This is a genomic window from Variovorax sp. OK212 (assembly GCF_900112425.1).
GTDB lineage: Bacteria > Pseudomonadota > Gammaproteobacteria > Burkholderiales > Burkholderiaceae_C > Variovorax.
Map to the genome: position 1 here is coordinate 321281 of NZ_FOLP01000001.1, position 15920 is coordinate 337200.

The following is a 15920-nucleotide window of genomic DNA, read 5'->3' on the forward strand; positions in this document are numbered from 1 at the left end:
AACCCATGTCTATCGGTGCCATAGCGAAGGGCATAGGGCGTCACGCCCGGCGCACGCCTAAAATCCCCGGCGTGCTGCAACAACGAACCCTCAAGTCGATCAGCCGCGCCGTGGGCGTGGGGCTTCACAGCGGCCAGCGCGTGGAGCTGACCCTGCGACCGGCCCCGGCCGACACGGGCATCGTGTTCCGCCGCGTCGACCTGCCCGAGCCGGTCGAGATCCGCATGACGGCCGAGTCGGTCACCGACACGCGCCTGGCGTCCACGGTCTCCACCGGCGGCGCGAAGGTGCAGACCGTCGAGCACATCATGTCGGCCTGCGCGGGCCTGGGCATCGACAACCTCTACATCGACATCACGGCCGACGAAGTGCCGATCCTCGACGGGTCGGCCTCGTCCTTCGTGTTCCTGCTGCAGAGCGCGGGCATCGCGCTGCAGAAGGCGCCGCGCCGCTTCATCCGCGTGACCCGCAAGGTCGAGGTGCGCGAAGGCGAGGGCGCCAACGAGAAGTGGGCGAGCCTGGAGCCGTACCACGGCTACAAGCTGAGCTTCGAGATCGACTTCGACCACCGCGTGGTGAACTCCACCGGCCAGCGCGTGGAGTTCGACCTGGGCACCGGCTCGTACAGCCGCGACATCGCACGCGCGCGCACCTTCGGCTTCACCAAGGAAGTCGAGTACATGCGCAGCAAGGGCCTCGCGCTCGGCGGCGGCCTGGACAACGCCATCGTGATGGACGACACCAAGGTGCTCAATGCCGGCGGCCTGCGCTACGACGACGAGTTCGTGAAGCACAAGATCCTCGACGCCATGGGCGACCTGTACATCATCGGCAAGCCGCTGCTGGCCGCGTACACCGCGTTCCGTTCGGGCCATGCGCTGAACAACAAGCTGCTGCGCGAACTGCTCTCGCACAGCGACGCCTACGAAGTCGTGACCTTCGAGGACGAGAAGCGCGCACCGCGCGGTTTCGGCGAAGTCGCGCGCGCCTGGTAGGCCGCGCTTCCACGATGCTTCTTTTTCGCTGGGCCATCCTGCTGCTCCTGCTGGTGGCGGGCGTGAGCTTCGCGTTCTATGCCGGCACGGGCCAGGTCAAGTACCGGCGCTTCGGCTGGACCGTGTTGAAGTGGACGCTGCTGGCGGCGTTCGGCTTCTTCGCGGTGCTGATCGCCGAGCGCATCGCCTGAGTTTCCCGTCTCGCGCCCTCACCCAAACTCCCCAGGGGGAGCGGGCGCAGGTCAAAAGACTCAGCGCGAGCGCCCTTGCCGGTACGTGCCGGCATGCGTCTTCGACAGTTCCGCCGCTTCCGCGAGCCGCGCCATCGAACGCCCCACCTGCGCATGCGTGATGGCGATGCCCAGTGCGTCGGCCGCGTCGGCGCCGGGCACGCCGGGCAGGTCGAGCAGGCGGCGCACCATCTCCTGCACCTGCGCCTTGGCGGCGCCGCCGTGGCCCGCCACGGCCTTCTTCATCTGCAGCGCGGTGTACTCGGCCACCGAGAGGTTGTGGGTGACCAGCGCCGTCACGCACGCGCCGCGCGCCTGGCCCAGCAGCAGCGTGGACTGCGGGTTGACGTTGACGAAGATGATTTCCACCGCCGACGCATCGGGCTGGTAGCGCGCGGTGATTTCCGCGATGCCGTCGAACAGCACCTTCAGGCGCGCCGGCAGGTTGCCGCTGCCCAGGTGCCGGGTGCTGATGGTGCCGCTGGCGACATAGCGCAGCGCATGGCCGTCCGAGTCGACCACGCCGAAGCCGGTGGTCTGCAAGCCGGGGTCGATGCCAAGAATGCGCATGAAAGGAAACGTAAAGGCCTAAGCCCGGGTAAAGAGAGTCGAAAGAGCTGCGGCACGGGGCTCGAAAGCCGTTCGATCGCGGGCAGAATGCGCCCCGGTCCGTACAGTCCGCCCCCGTTGCGCGCGGGGCGTGCCACACAAGGAAGCGAATGTGAATGTAGTCGAGTCCTCCGCGCAGCAGCAACTGGATGACGCACAGGCCCTGATCGAGCGCCTGCAACACCCCAGCGAGCGCGCCCAACGCGCCGCCGCGAGCCTGCGCCGCGCGGAGCTGCTGAACGACCTCGGCCGGCGCGCCGAGGCGCTGGCCGCCTGCAGCCGCCTGATCGAGGAATTCGGCGGCATGCCCGAGCCCGCCGTGGTGGTGCCGTGCTGCCAGGCGCTGCGCCTGCTCGCGCACATGCTGCGCCAGCTGCATCGCCCGGCCGACGCGCTGGCCACGCTCGACCGCCTGGTTGCGGCGCACGGCCAGCGCGGCGAGCCCGAGATCCGCGAGCACATCGCCCATGCGCTGTACCAGCGCACCTGGCTCATCGACGAGCCGGCCGCGCGTTGCGAAGCCTGTGACTTCATGAGCGAGCAGCTCGACGCGCAGGCCGATGCCGCGTTCGATGCATGGCGCGTGGATGCGCGCCTGCTCAAGGCCGAGATCAACCACCACCGCGGCCTGCCGCAGGACGCGATTGCCACGCTGGACGCGGCCATCGAGCGCTTCGACGGCAGCACCGACCCCGCCGTGGTGCTGCGCGTGGCGCGTGCGCGCCTGGCCTCGGTGCTGAACCTGCGCGAACTGGCGCAGCACACGCAGGCACAGGTGCTGTGCCTGCAGGTGGCCGACCAGATCGAGGCCGGGCTGGCCGATGCCGCGCCCGAGCTTCGCCTGGAAGGCGTGCGGGCGCTGACCCTGTTCTTCGACGGCCTCGGCCTCGAGGAGCAGGCGCGCCGCGCCGAGCTGGTCGGCTGGCTGCTCGAACGCTATGGCCGCGACGCTTCGTCGCAGGTGCGCCGCATGGCCGTGGTGCGCGCCTACGACTGGGCCGTGGGCCTGCGCGACCAGGGCGACGGCGAAGCCGCGCTGGCGGCCTGCGACCGGCTGCTGGCCACCTTCGCGCGCGACACCGACGCCGTGGTGCAGCGCACCGTGGCCAGCACGCTGCTGAACAAGGGCCACGTGCTGCTCGAGCAACTGGCGCGCGCCGACGACGCGCTGGGCGTGTACGAGAAGCTCATGCACACGCTGCGCGATGCCGCAGCGCCCGAGCTGCAGGACATGCGGGCCAAGGCGACGGCGGGGCGGCAGTCCTGCCTGAAGCGCCTGCGCAAGGCCGGCCCGGCCGATGCCGGCGAACTGTCGATCGAACTGCGCGACGAGGTGCGCGACAAGGTCAAGGAAGGCCGCAGGCATGGCGACGCGGGCGAGTCGCTCGAAGCCATCGCGCTGTTCGACGAGGTGCTCGCGGCGCACGCCGCGTCGCTGCACCCCGAGCTGCGCCGCCAGTGCGCGCGTTCGCTGGTGCACAAGGCCTTCTGCCTGGTGGCGTTGTCGCGCTTCGACGAGGTGATCGAGGCCGCCGATGCGATGGACGCGCGCTACGGCGCCGATGCCGCGACCGAGATGCAGGAGCAGGTGGCGCTGTGCCTGCAATACAAGAGCACCGCGCTCGATCGCCTCGGGCGGCCCGAGGACGAGATGCGCGTGCACGACCAGATCGTGGCGCGCTGGGGCAACTCCGAGCTGCCCGACCTGCGCGGGCGCGTGGCCGGTGCGCTGTTCCGCAAGGGCGCGACGCTGCGCCAGGCCGGCCGGCTCGCCGAGGCCGTGGCGAGCTACGACGAGGTGATCGCGCGCACGGCCGTGGCGCGCGAGAACGTGCTGCAGCTGTGGGCCGCCAAGTCGATGATCAACAAGGCCAAGGCGCTCGACAAGCTGGGCGACACGGCGGGGCAGGCCAAGGCGTACCGCGTGCTCATCGCGCGCTTCGGCGATTCGGGCGATGCGGCCTTGCGCGAGCGCGTGGCCAACGCCTGCGAATGGCTGGCCGAGGCCGAAGGCCGGCAGGGGCGGGTGGAGGCGCAGCGCGCGACGCTCGAGCAGGCACTCGGCCGCTTCGGCACCGCGCTGTCGGCCGAGCAGCGCACGCGCCTGACGCGCGAGTTGCAGGCGCTGAAGGCCAAGGCGTTGGGCCGCAAGGCGAAGGAGGCGTTCGACCGCGTGGTGCGGCGCAAGGCCTGAGCGAGGCCTGCGCAAGGCCTGAACGCCTTAGCGGCCTTGCCGCTGCTTCAGGCGTTGAAGTACCAGCGGATCGAGTGGAAGAAGATCGGCGCGGCGAAGCACAGGGCGTCGACGCGGTCGAGCAGGCCGTTGGCGCCCGTCACGCCCACGCCCTTCTTGCCCCAGTTGGGAATGCCCCGGTCGCGCTTGAGCGCCTTCATCACCAGGTGGCCCATCGAGCCCGCGATGCAGGCGATGACCGACACCGCGAGCGCCTGGCCGAACTTGAACGGCGTGATGAACGAGAACAGCGCCCCCACCAGGCTCGCCACCACGATGCCGATGCCCCAACTGGTCCAGTTGAAGCTGCGGCTCACGTTGGGCGCGAAGGGCGTGCGCTGCATGCGGCGCGAGATCAGGTGCTGCACCAGCACCGAGGTCTGCACCACGAACACCAGGAAGAACACGAGGAACGCGCTCTTGCCCTCGTAGCCCGGGAAGGTGAGCAGCAGCAGCGCCGGCACGTGGCTCATGCCGTACACGCAGACCATGATGCCCCACTGCAGCTTGGCGTTGCGCTCCAGGAAGTGGCTCGGGTCGTTGGCCAGCGCGCTGGCCACCGGGATCGCGAGGAACACGTACACCGGGATGAACACGGTGAACAGGTCGAAGCGCGCGGTGGCCACCAGCCAGAACTGGATCGGCAGCACCACGAAGAACGCGAGGATCAGGCTGCGGTGGTCGCCGCGCCGCGTGGGCGAGAGCGTGATGAACTCGCGCAGCGCGAAGAAGGCGATCAGCGCGAACAGTACGGTGGCCACGGTTTCGCCCAGCGCCCAGCCGATCCAGAAGATCACCACCATGAACCAGGTGGTGCCCAGCAGCGCGCGGAAGTGCGCCAGCTCGGCCTGCCAGGCGGCGTCGTGCACGGGGTTGCGGCGCTCCCTGAAGCTCAGAAAGAAGGCCGCGGTGCTCACGATCACGAGCACGCCGAACACGATGAGGAAGAGGGCCGCGACCTGCTGGGTCGGGCTGAGGTTGCGCAGGAACTGGTTCATGTCAGACGTCGCGCAGCGCGATCACGGCGGCGCGTGCGCGGTCGAGGAAGGGGCGGCGCTCTTCGTTCTCCTTGACACGCAACGGCGCGCCGAAGGTCACGGAGCACAGGATGGGCACCGGCACGATCTCGCCCTTGGGCATGACGCGCTGCACGTTGTCGATCCAGGCCGGCACCAGCACCACGTCGGGGAACAGCGTGGCGAGCGTGTAGAGGCCCGACTTGAACTTCTGCGGCTCGCCGGTGTGGCCGCGCGTGCCTTCGGGAAAGATGATGATCGAGTCGCCGCTGCGCAAGGCTTCGACGAGAGGGGCGAGCGGGTCGGAGGCGGGGGGCGCCGTGTCGGGCGCTGCTTCGGGTTCCGCAGGAGGCGGCATGGGCGGTGGCGGTGGCGCAGGCGGCTCGGGAAGGTCGAGTTGACCTTGCGCCTCGGGCACCGCATCGACCGGCTCCGTCAGCGGCGTCGGCGGCAGCAGCGGTTCCATCGACGGCTCGATGCGTTCGGCCGGCATCGGCGGGGCTTTGACGGCAACCGCAGCCGGCACCGGTGCTGCGGCGGTGGCAGATGCTGCAGGCGCCGTTGCCGCGCGCTCCACATACACCGCGTTGAACACTTCGGTCGTGATCCAGCGCTTGACCGGCGTGTTGGCCCAGTAGTCGCGCGCCGCGATCGGCCGGGTGATGCTGCGCAGTTCCTCGGGCAGCGCCGCCCAGATCATCACGAGGTCGGCGTGGCTCTGGTGGTTGGCGAAGTAGATGCGCTGCTCGGCCTTCGGCGGACAGCCATACCAGCGCGCTTGCGCGCCCGTGAGCAACCGGACGATCCCGAGCAACAACCAACCCGTGAGCTTTGCAAGCATATGGGCGCGATGATACGGGCCATGCGATGGCGTTTCGATCCTCTTTCTCTGGTGTGGGCGGTGGCCCTGTTCGTGTTGCTCGTGCTGCTGGCCACCGTCGGCGCGCGCTGGGGCTGGCTGCGAAGTTTCTTCGGCGACGTGCTGGCCGTGGTGTGGGTCTACTTCGTGTTCAAGACCGCGATCGGCGCGCGCGTGCTGCCGCTGGCGCTGGCCGCGCTGGGCGTGGGGTGCGCGGTCGAGTTCGGGCAGTACCTGGCGTCGGCGTGGCACCTGCGCATTCCGAACCGCGCGCTGCGCATCGTGCTCGGCAGCACCGCCGACTGGTGGGATGTGCTGGCCTACACGATCGGCTTCGCCGCGGTGCTGGCGCTCGAAGGCTTGCGCGGCAGGTTCAGGGCAGCTCGGCCGCGGGCATCCGCGCCATGACGGTCGACGCGCGCCCGCCCAGGTAGGGCGAGCCGGGCCGGCGTTCGAAGAACTTCGGGCTCGGCAGCATCACGGCGAGGCGCGCGGCCTCGTTGGCGTTCAGGCGCGCGGCGGGCTTTCGAAAGTAGTACTGCGACGCGGCTTCCGCGCCGAACACGCCTTCGCCCCACTCGACGTTGTTCAGGTACAGCTCCAGGATGCGGCGCTTGTCGAGGAACACCTCCAGCAGCGTGGCGAGCACCAGCTCCTGCCCCTTGCGCAGCATGGTGCGTTCGCCGGACAGCAGCAGGTTCTTGGCGAGCTGCTGCGTGATGGTCGAGCCGCCGCGCAGGCGCACCGGCTGCACCGGCTTGCCGCGCGCCACGGCACGCGCGGCGCGCTTGGCGGCCAGCTCCTCGGCCTTGGCGTTGCGCTGGCGCGCGCGTTCGATGGCTTCCCACTCCACGCCGTTGTGGTCGACGAAGCCCGCGTCCTCGCTCGCGATGACGGCGCGCTTCAACGTGTCGTTGATCTGCCCGTAAGGCACCCACTCCTGGCGCCAGCCGCCCTCGCTGCCCTTGTGGATGGCAACCTGCCAGGCTTCGGAGCGCTGGAAGGCGGTGCTCTGCGGATCGATCACGGCCATGGCCGCGATGCGCACCACGAAGAACAGCTCGAGTGCCACGCCTGCCACCACGAGGCAGGCGATGAGGCGCAGCACGGCCTTCATGCGTGTGTCATGCGGGGGTGGCGAGCGAGGCGCGCACCTCGGCCAGCACCTGCGCCGACGGCGGGCGCACGCCGCGCCAGATCTCGAAGGCCTCGGCCGCCTGCTCGACCAGCATGCCGAGCCCGTCGCGCGCGACGGCGCCGTGCGCTTCGGCCCAGGCCATGAAGCCCGCGGCCGCGGGGCCGTACATCATGTCGACCGCGAGACCGCCTTCGCGCAGCACGGCGGCGTTCACCGGCACCGCATCGCCCGCGAGGCTGGAGGCGGTGGCATTGATCACCACGTCGAAGGTGCCCGGCACCTCGTCGAGCGCCCAGGCTTCGAGCGAGGCGCCGTGGCGCAGCGCAATGGCCGCATGGCGGCGCACCAGCTCGACGGCCTTGCCGACCGTGCGGTTGGCCACCACCACGCGCGACGCGCCGGCGTCGAGCAGCGGCCCGAGCACGCCGGCCGCCGCGCCGCCCGCGCCGATCAGCAGCAGCGCCTTGCCCTTCAGCGGCACCGCGGCGTTGTGCACGATGTCGCTGACCAGGCCGATGCCGTCGGTGTTGTCCGCGTGGATGCTGCCGTCGTCCGCGAAGCGCAGCGTGTTCACCGCTTGCGCGAGCTTCGCGCGCTCGCTGGTGTGCTGCGCCAGCGCGGCGGCTTCGAACTTGAAGGGCACGGTGATGTTGCAGCCGCGCGCACGGTCGCCGCGCTCGGCGGCTTCGCTTCGGAAGGCCGCGATGCCTTCGGCGAACGCGCCGATCGGCACCAGCCGCCGGACGTAGTCCATCTGCTGGCCGCAGAGTTCGGCGAAGCGCGCGTGGATGCGCGGCGAGCGGCTGTGCTCGACGGGGTTGCCCACTACACAGTACAGGTCCATGGCCTCGTGTCTCCTGGCGCGCTGCGCGTTGTCTTGTCTCGGTCGGGTTTGCGAGCGTCTCGGGCTCTACTGGGAGGAGAGCTCGATCGTCTCGTCGCGCGTGAACTTGAAGCGCGACTGCATCACGATCTGGTCGGTCTGCTTGCGCATGGCGTCGGTGAACTTGCCGAAGTTGCCCACGCTGCGCACGATGGCCTGCGCGCGGCGGTCGAGCGTGACGTCGCCCGAGCTCTCGTCGACCGACGTGTCGAGCACGTTGCCGTCGAAGTTGATGGTGATGGTCATCCTCAGCTCGCCGTAGAGTTTCTTGCCGGCGGCCGTGGGAAAGTTCTCGGTGCCCTTGAGCTCGATGCGCCGGCGCAGCGAGTCGACGTAGATCGCGTACGCGGCCTCGCGCGTGGCGGGGCTCAGGTAGCGCTTCTTGGGGCGCGCGTTTTCCTCGTTCACGCGGCGCTCGATCTCGGCGAGCAGCTCGACCATCTGGCGGCGCTTGTCCTCGCGCGCGGTGGCTTCGGTGGGGTCGCCGGCATTGCGCGGGTCGGGCACCGGCATGGCGGCCAGTTCGCGCTTGAGTTGCGCGAGCAGTTGCATCTGCTGGGCCTGCATGGCCTCGACCTGGCGGCGCGAATCCTCGAACGAGTCGCCCATGGTGGTGAAGCTCGAGGGCGGCAACGGACTGGTGGCGCGGCCCTTGTCGAGATCGCCGCCGCCGGCCAGCGCCGTCTGCGCCATCACGCGCGCGGCGGGGTCCGGCTTCTCGTTGGTCTTGCTGTTGACCAGGATCACTTCGAGCGGCGTTTCGCTGAAGACCTTGTTGAACGATTCGGGATCGACGAAGCGCACCGCGAGCAGTGCGGCATGCGCAATGACCGACACGCCGAGTGCAATCTGCAGCGTGCTGAGGTCCTTGAAGTTCATTCTCGAAATTCCTCCAGGGGGCGCATTTCTCCGGGCGACTCGCCGAAGTTCATGCAGGCGTGTTTTCGGGCGCGGCCTCGCTGTCGTTCAGGTCGACGGCGATGGCGATCGGGCCCGCAACCACTTCTTCTTCCTCGTCACCTTCCTCGTCGGCGGCGGCATCGGCCTTCGGCGTGTCGAGGCGTTCGAGCACGGTGCCGCTCACGTCCAGCGCGATCTCGTCGATCTCGCCGAGCTTCACGCGCAGGCGCGCGCCGCGTTCCTGCTGGCCGGCCACCGGGAACACCAGCGGCAGCGTCTCGGCGCGCACCAGCGCGCCATTGGGCAGGTCCTTGATGACGGTGGCCTCGAGCTCGGTGATGCCCTGCTGCTGCAGGTACTTCAGCGTCCAGAAGCGTTCCATGCCGCCCTGGTAGGCGTTGTACGTGGCGTAGGCCGCGTCGAAGCCCGACAGGATCGAGAACAGGTCGGCGTCCTTCGGCTTGAACGGCGCGGCCAGTGCGGCGGTCTTGCCGTGGCGCGCGGCGGCAATGATCTGCCACTGGTTCACCAGGTCGGTGTAGCGGCGAAGGGGCGAGGTGCTCCAGGCGTAGCTCTTCACGCCCAGGCCCGCGTGCGGCAGCGAGCGCGTGCCCATGCGCACCTTGATGCCGGGCGCCAGGCTGGCCTGGCTGCGGTACAGGCCGGGCACGCCGAGTTCGCCGAGCCAACTGCCCCAGGTGCTGTTGGCCAGGATCATGGCCTCGGAGACGATCAGGTCGAGCGGCGCGCCGCGCTGGCGCGTGCCGATCTGCACCTGCTCGTTGCCCACGGGCTCGTTGCCGTCGTTGCCGACGAGGCGGAAGTTGTAGTCGGGCCGGTTGAAGTTCTCCGGCTTGCCGCGCACCACCTCGCGCTGCGCCTTCAGCTGCTTCGCGAGGCGGAACAGGAAGGAGAGCGGGGCGCGCAGGCGGGCCGCGGCTTCTGGCGTGTTGTCGCTCTGGAACGCGGCGTCTTCGAGCCAGGGCTGCGTGACGACGGTGTCGAGCTGGTCGTGGCGCAGGTTGGCGACGATCGGCACGCGCTCCAGTTTGGTCTCGGTGCCCTGCAGCTCGAGCGTGGCCTCGTCGAAGCGCGCGTAGAGCGACACGGCCGGGCGGTCGCCGCCCTCAAGCAGCGTGTAGGTGTTGACCACCTCGTCGGGCAGCATCGTGATCTTGTAGCCCGGCATGTAGACCGTCGACATGCGCGTGCGCGCCACGTTGTCGATGGCGCTACCCGGCGTAAGCGCCAGGGCCGGTGCGGCGATGTGGATGCCGACCGTGACGGTGCCCGTGCCGAGGCCCTGCACCGAGAGCGCGTCGTCGATTTCGGTGGTCTGCGAATCGTCGATCGAGAAGGCCTGCACGCCGGATGCGACCGGCAGGTCGTCCACGATGGCGGGCGCCGCGAGCGCGGGGAAGCCCGTGCCCTTGGGGAAGTTCTCGAACAGGAAGCGGCGCCAGTGGAACTGGTAGGGCGAGTCGATCGCGCCGGCGCGTTCCAGCAGGTCGAGCGGCGGGCGCTGCGTGGCGCGCGCGGCGTCGACCACGGCCTTGTATTCGGGGGCGTTCTTGTCGGGCTTGAACAGGATCTTGTAGAGCTGCTCGCGCACCGGCGCGGGGCACACGCCCTCGGCCAGCTGGCCGGCCCACTCGGCGATCTGCGCCTGGATGACCTTCTTCTTCTCGATGGCGGCCAGCGCCTGCTGCACGATCTCGGCCGGCGCCTTCTTGAAGCGTCCCTTGCCCGCGCGGCGGAAGTAGTGCGGCGCCTCGAACAGCCCGAACAGCGCGGCCGCCTGCTCGGCCAGCGAGGGCTTGTCGGTGAAATATTCGGCGGCCAGCTCCGCAAAGGTGAATTCGCCCTCGGGCGCGAATTCCCAGGCGAGATCGAGGTCCATGGCGGCGGCGAGCGTGCGCGCCTCGGCGATCAGCTCGGCGGGCGAGGGCTTCTCGAAACGCAACACGATGTTGGCGCTCTTGACCTTGACGCGCTTGCCCGTGTCGAGCTCGACCTGTGCCGATGCTTCGGCCTCCGACAGCACGCGGCCGCCGAGGTACTTGCCGGCTTCTTCAAACAATACAAACATCCGGCGATTGTCCCACGCTGAACCCGCCGGCCTGCCGGGATCGAATGCCCCGGGTGAAGCCCGGGGGCGGGCGTTACACCGGGTTGATGAACGACATCACGTCGTCCAGATGCACTTTCTCGAAGTCCGACAGCGCGTGGTCGCTGCCTTCGAGCAGCTTGATGTTGCTGTCGGGGTAGCGCGCCGACATCTCGTGCCAGTCGAGCGCCTCGTCGCCCTTGGCGATGATGGCGAAGACGCGCTCGGGCCGCGTGAGCTGGCCGACTTCCATGGCGCGCAGCTCGTGGATGTATTCGGGGCGGAAGTAGAAGTGCTCCGACGGGTCGTGCCAGACGGTCTGGTCGCCGATGTAGCGCGTGAGGTCGCGCGCCGGGTGCACGGCGGGGTTCAGCAGCACGGCGCGGCAGCGGGTCATGCCGGCAACGTAGGTGGCGTAGAAGCCGCCGAGCGACGAGCCCACCACCGCCATCGACTTGCGCGGCCAGTGGGCGATGCCCTTCATCACCATGTCGATGGCATCGTGCGGCGACGGCGGCAGCTGGGGGCACCACCACTGGAGATCGGGATGGTGCTGGGCCACGCGCTGCGCCATGAGCCGAGCCTTGGTGGAGCGGGGCGACGAGCGGAAGCCGTGCAGGTACAACAGGTGAGTGGTTTGCGGATCCATGCGAGGAAGAGATGCAGGGTGCCGACGTTGCACCCCGCTTGCCGGGACCAGGTAATTCTGCATGAGGTCTGTAGTCACGAGGCCGCTTCCAGCGTACAAAAACCCCGTGGGCCGGGGTTCTTCGGTAAAGATCGAGCCGATCGATGCTCGGGGTGCGCGGACGTCCGGCCTGCCTGTGCAAGGGATGTGCTGCGCCTTGGGAATTCGAAAGTATTCAGGCCCCGGGCCGCCGGGGTCTCGTGGGTCTACGTTCGAGTTACTTCGCCTGCGTGAAGAGGGCCATCGAGGTGCATCCGAGAGGCATTCGACCCGATGCCGCCCTGCATCGTCCGCGCCGGCAAAAAGCGGCGCAAGTTTCACGGCGCATGCCGTCGTGCGCATCCCATGAACAGGGTAGGCGTGCAAGGGCGCTCGCGTGCGCGCGAGCCTTATGCTTCTGCCCATGAACACAGAGGCCCCGCACGACGCGACGCCACGCCGATGGGGCGTGCTCGTCGTCGAAGACGACAGCCGCGCGCGCGCATTCTTCGAAGCGAGCGTGCAGCGCAGCCCGCGCCTTTTCTGGCTCGGCAGCGCCGGCACGGTCCAGGAGGCGCTGGCCTGGCTGGCGCGCACCGCCACCATTCCCGACGTGCTGCTGGTCGACCTCGGCATGCCCGACGGCACCGGCCTGGACGTGATCCGCGACGCGGTGGCGCGCTTTCCCGGCTGCGAGCCGCTGGTGGTGTCGGTGTTCGGCGACGAGGAAAACGTGCTCGCCAGCATCGAGGCCGGCGCCGTGGGCTACATCCACAAGGACGCCGCGCCCGAGGACATCGCCCAGACCATCGTGGAGATGAAGGCCGGCGCCTCGCCGATCTCGCCCATGATCGCGCGGCGTGTGCTCGCCAAGTACCGCAGCCTGCAGTCGGCGGTCGTGCCCGGCGCGCCGCCGGGCGTCGCGCCGGAGGCGGTGTCGGAGGAGTCCGACCGCGGCTTGCTGTCGGCGCGCGAGCACGAGGTGCTCACGCTCATCGCGCGCGGTTTCTCCTATGCGGAGATCGCGCGGCTCAAGGGGCTGAGCGTGCACACGGTGCAGACCCACATCAAGAACCTCTACGGAAAGCTTGCCGTGCACTCCAAGAGCGAAGCGGTCTTCGAAGCGACGCGGCTCGGCCTGCTGTCTCACCCGGGCTGACGGCAGATGCGGCGTTTGCGGCCGGGGCTGGTGTCGTTGTTCGGATGGTGGCTGGCGCTGGTTGTCGTGGCGCTCGCCGGCGTTGCGCCGGCCGCCGCGGCGCAAGCGGCCATCGAGCTGCGCCAAGGCACCGTGACGAGCTCGGTCGACGGCGTCACGCGCACCGGGCCGGTCGACCTGTCGTACCACTGGGACCGTGAGCACCGCGGGCGTCCCGGCACGGCGAGCTTCGACCTGCCGTTCCGGCTCGACGCCGCGCCCGACACGCCGTGGGGCATCTTCATCCCGCGCGTGGGCAACGTCTTCGAGGTGCAGCTCAACGACGCGCTGTTGCAGGTCTACGGCGACCTCGGCCGCGGCAACGACGCCGACTACGCCAAGGCGCCCATCTACGTGCCGGTGCCCGGGCGGCTGCTGCGGCAGGGCGACAACCACCTGCAGATCCGCATCCGCGCGGACAGCGGCCGGCGCGCGGGGCTGTCGCGCGTGGTGGTCGGGCCGGCCGCGCCGGTGCGCACGGAGCTGTTCGAAAGCGCCTACGCCTGGCGCTTCACCGGCTCGGTGCTGCTGACGGCCTTCAGCCTCATGGTGAGCGGCATCGCGCTGGGCCTCTGGCTCACGCAGGTCGACGCGCGGGACAACCGCGGCGGCACCGGGCGCGACGGCATCTACCTGTGGGCCGCGCTGGCCGAGTTCTGCTGGGCGATCCGCGTGGCCGACGGCGTGGTCGCCGAGCCGCCGCTGCCCTGGGGCGCCTGGGGCGTGCTGATGGCCGCCTGCTATGCGGGCTGGGCGGCCTCGGCCATGATGTTCTGCTGCCACCTGGCCGGCTGGTCCCGCAACCCGCGCCTGCGGTGGCTGCGCTGGCCGCTGCTGGCGGTGGTGGCCGGCACCGTGGCGGCGAGTTCGCTCGCGCTGCGGCGCGAGGAGCCGATGTGGCTCACCGGCTGGCTGGTCCTGGAAATCGCCTTCATCGCCTGCTTCGTGACGGCTTTCGTCGTGGCCACCGTGCGCCGCCCGAGCACCGAGCAGTGGCTGGTGGCCGGCGCGGCGCTGGCGACGGTGGCGTTCGGCGTGCGCGACTGGCTGGTGATCCGCCTGAGCGACGCCTACGGCGAAACCACCTGGGTGCGTTATTCGTCGGTGTTCTTCGGCATTGCGCTGCTGCTGATCGTGCTGCGGCGTTTCCACGCCGCCACGGTCCAGTCGCGCGGCTGGGTCACGGCGCTGGCCGAGCGCGTGGCCCAGCGCGAGCGCGAGCTGGCGGCCACCTACGCGGAGCTGGAAGCGGCGGCGCGCGACCAGGCGCGCACCCACGAGCGCGAGCGCATCCTGCGCGACATGCACGACGGGGTGGGTTCGCACATCAGCTCGGCCATCCGGCAGCTGCAGTCGGGCCAGGCCAGCTCGGGCGACCTGCTGCGCACGCTGCGCGATTCGCTCGACCAGCTCAAGCTGTCCATCGATTCCATCCACCTGCCGCCGGGCGACGTCGGGGCCCTGCTGGCGGCGGCGCGCTACCGGCTGGAACCGCGGCTGGCGGCGGGGGGCATCGAGCTCGAATGGGCCGTGGAGGAGGTCGCGCCGGTCGAGCGGCTCGACGCGCAGGGCATGCGGCAGCTGCAGTTCCTGCTGTTCGAGGCCATTTCCAACGTTTTGCAACATGCGCAGGCCAGCGTGCTGCGCATCGAGGCCGACATGCAGGGGGCCACGGCGCACAGGGTGCCCACGGTGCCCACGGTGCCCACGGTGCCCACGGTGCCCACTGTGCAATTGCGCGTGATCGACAACGGCAGGGGCTTCGACGCCGCCTGCGTGCCGCGCGCGCTGGCCGAGCGCGCGGGGGCCATCGGCGCGCGGCTGGCGGTCGAAAGCCGACCCGGGCGCACGGTCGTTCAGCTTTCTTTCGATTGAGGTGGGCAGCGGGGCGGGGATAATCCGCCCCCATGTCTGCCGTGTTCAACCAGCCCTCCCTGGCGCGTCGCATCGCGCCCATCTTCCAGGGCTTCGACGGCTTCCTGGCCTTCGCCGTGCTGCTGCTCGTGTTCGCCGGGTTGCTCACCATGTACTCCTCCGGGTACGACCACGGCTCGCGCTTCGTCGACCACGGCCGCAACATGCTGCTGGCCGGCTTCATCATGTTCGTGGTGGCGCAGGTGCCGCCGCAGCGGCTGATGGTGGCCGCCGTGCCGCTCTACACGATGGGCGTGGCGCTGCTGGTGGCGGTGGCGCTGTTCGGCATCACCAAGAAGGGCGCGCAGCGCTGGATCAACGTGGGCCTGGTGATCCAGCCCAGCGAGATCCTGAAGATCGCCATGCCGCTGATGCTGGCCTGGTGGTTCCAGCGGCGCGAAGGCCAGCTGCGGCCGCTCGACTTCGTGGTGGCGACGGTGCTGCTGGCGGTGCCGGTCGGGCTCATCATGAAGCAGCCCGACCTGGGCACCTCGCTGCTGGTGCTGGCGGCCGGACTGGCGGTGATCTTCTTCGCCGGGCTGCCGTGGAAGCTGATCGTGCCGCCGGTGGTGATCGGCGCGGTGGCCGTCACGCTGATCGTGGGCTTCGAGTCGCAGCTGTGCGCCGACGGCGTCGACTGGCGCGTGCTGCACGACTACCAGAAGCAGCGGGTGTGCACGCTGCTCGACCCCAGCAAGGACCCGCTGGGCAAGGGCTTCCACATCATCCAGGGGATGATCGCCATCGGCTCGGGCGGGGTCGGCGGCAAGGGCTTCATGCAGGGCACGCAGACGCACCTCGAATTCATTCCCGAGCGCACCACCGACTTCATCTTTGCCGCCTATTCCGAGGAATTCGGGCTGGTGGGCAACCTGGCGCTGATCGGCGCCTTCATCCTGCTGATCTTCCGCGGGCTGCTCATCGCGGCCAATGCGTCCACGCTGTTCTCGCGCCTGCTGGCGGGGGCGGTGACGATGATCTTCTTCACCTACGCCTTCGTGAACATGGGCATGGTGAGCGGCATCCTGCCGGTGGTGGGCGTGCCGCTGCCGTTCATCAGCTACGGCGGCACGGCCATGGTGACGCTGGGGTTGGGGCTGGGCATCCTGATGTCGATCGCCCGGGCGAGGAAGCTGGCGCAGAACTAGCGCCGGCCTTCCCCTCGAAATGG

15 protein-coding genes are annotated in these 15920 nt (G+C 69.6%); 7 read left to right on the forward strand and 8 right to left on the reverse strand.

Annotation, left to right across the window (positions count from 1 at the left end; genetic code table 11):
- The first annotated feature begins 71 nt into the window (after positions 1-71).
- Together lpxC and BM004_RS41325 are read left to right on the forward strand one after the other, a co-directional pair.
- Positions 72-995 carry a UDP-3-O-acyl-N-acetylglucosamine deacetylase gene (lpxC, locus tag BM004_RS01415; RefSeq protein ID WP_177206308.1) on the forward strand — a complete coding sequence of 308 codons (924 nt, stop codon included), beginning with the start codon at positions 72-74 and terminating at the stop codon, positions 993-995.
- 14 nt (positions 996-1009) lie between these two features.
- Entirely contained in the window at positions 1010-1186 is a 177-nt protein-coding gene (locus tag BM004_RS41325) for a hypothetical protein (RefSeq protein ID WP_177206311.1), read from the forward strand.
- A 60-nt stretch (positions 1187-1246) separates the two neighbouring features.
- On the opposite strand, the gene ruvC is transcribed toward BM004_RS41325, so the two are convergent.
- Positions 1247-1795, reverse strand: a complete 549-nt coding sequence (gene ruvC / locus BM004_RS01420) for a crossover junction endodeoxyribonuclease RuvC (protein WP_093126097.1) — start codon at positions 1793-1795, stop codon at positions 1247-1249.
- A gap of 151 nt (positions 1796-1946) precedes the next feature.
- Here ruvC and BM004_RS01425 point away from each other — a divergent pair, with 151 nt between their 5' ends.
- Positions 1947-4028, forward strand: coding sequence for a tetratricopeptide repeat protein (locus tag BM004_RS01425; protein ID WP_093210838.1), 2082 nt, complete (start codon positions 1947-1949; stop codon positions 4026-4028).
- Positions 4029-4075: 47 nt separating this feature from the next.
- Here the strand turns inward: BM004_RS01425 and BM004_RS01430 are convergent, their stop codons facing one another.
- Entirely contained in the window at positions 4076-5065 is a 990-nt protein-coding gene (locus BM004_RS01430; protein WP_093126092.1) for a phosphatidate cytidylyltransferase, read from the reverse strand.
- A gap of 1 nt (position 5066) precedes the next feature.
- Entirely contained in the window at positions 5067-5924 is an 858-nt protein-coding gene (locus BM004_RS01435; protein ID WP_093210840.1) for a lysophospholipid acyltransferase family protein, read from the reverse strand.
- Between the two features lie 9 nt (positions 5925-5933).
- On the opposite strand from BM004_RS01435, the gene BM004_RS01440 reads away from it, so the two are divergent.
- Positions 5934-6350, forward strand: coding sequence for a ribosomal maturation YjgA family protein (locus tag BM004_RS01440; RefSeq protein WP_093211949.1), 417 nt, complete (start codon positions 5934-5936; stop codon positions 6348-6350).
- On the opposite strand, the gene mtgA is transcribed toward BM004_RS01440, so the two are convergent.
- The 5 genes from mtgA to BM004_RS01465 all read right to left on the reverse strand — a co-directional run bounded on the left by mtgA (position 6316) and on the right by BM004_RS01465 (position 11619).
- On the reverse strand, positions 6316-7059 hold the full coding sequence (gene mtgA / locus BM004_RS01445; RefSeq protein ID WP_093210842.1) for a monofunctional biosynthetic peptidoglycan transglycosylase: 744 nt from the start codon (positions 7057-7059) through the stop codon (positions 6316-6318). The two genes, BM004_RS01440 and mtgA, sit on opposite strands and share 35 nt — an antisense overlap.
- A gap of 7 nt (positions 7060-7066) precedes the next feature.
- Positions 7067-7924: a shikimate dehydrogenase gene (gene aroE / locus BM004_RS01450; RefSeq protein ID WP_093210844.1), complete on the reverse strand. Its 858-nt coding sequence runs from the start codon at positions 7922-7924 to the stop codon at positions 7067-7069.
- Between the two features lie 66 nt (positions 7925-7990).
- The gene (locus BM004_RS01455; protein ID WP_093126081.1) at positions 7991-8842 is read right to left on the reverse strand and encodes a cell envelope integrity TolA family protein; all 852 of its coding nucleotides are present in this window, start codon (positions 8840-8842) and stop codon (positions 7991-7993) included.
- A 49-nt stretch (positions 8843-8891) separates the two neighbouring features.
- On the reverse strand, positions 8892-10952 hold the full coding sequence (locus BM004_RS01460; protein ID WP_093210846.1) for a ribonuclease catalytic domain-containing protein: 2061 nt from the start codon (positions 10950-10952) through the stop codon (positions 8892-8894).
- A gap of 73 nt (positions 10953-11025) precedes the next feature.
- Positions 11026-11619 (reverse strand): YqiA/YcfP family alpha/beta fold hydrolase, encoded by a 594-nt coding sequence (locus BM004_RS01465; RefSeq protein ID WP_093126077.1) that lies wholly within the window; start codon positions 11617-11619, stop codon positions 11026-11028.
- Between the two features lie 430 nt (positions 11620-12049).
- Here BM004_RS01465 and BM004_RS01470 point away from each other — a divergent pair, with 430 nt between their 5' ends.
- The 3 genes from BM004_RS01470 to rodA are packed head-to-tail and all read left to right on the forward strand — an operon-like array spanning position 12050 to position 15897.
- Positions 12050-12796 (forward strand): response regulator, encoded by a 747-nt coding sequence (locus BM004_RS01470; RefSeq protein WP_093126075.1) that lies wholly within the window; start codon positions 12050-12052, stop codon positions 12794-12796.
- A 6-nt stretch (positions 12797-12802) separates the two neighbouring features.
- Positions 12803-14710, forward strand: a complete 1908-nt coding sequence (locus BM004_RS01475; protein WP_093210848.1) for a sensor histidine kinase — start codon at positions 12803-12805, stop codon at positions 14708-14710.
- A gap of 32 nt (positions 14711-14742) precedes the next feature.
- Positions 14743-15897 (forward strand): rod shape-determining protein RodA, encoded by a 1155-nt coding sequence (rodA, locus tag BM004_RS01480; protein WP_093126069.1) that lies wholly within the window; start codon positions 14743-14745, stop codon positions 15895-15897.
- Positions 15898-15920 lie beyond the last annotated feature (23 nt).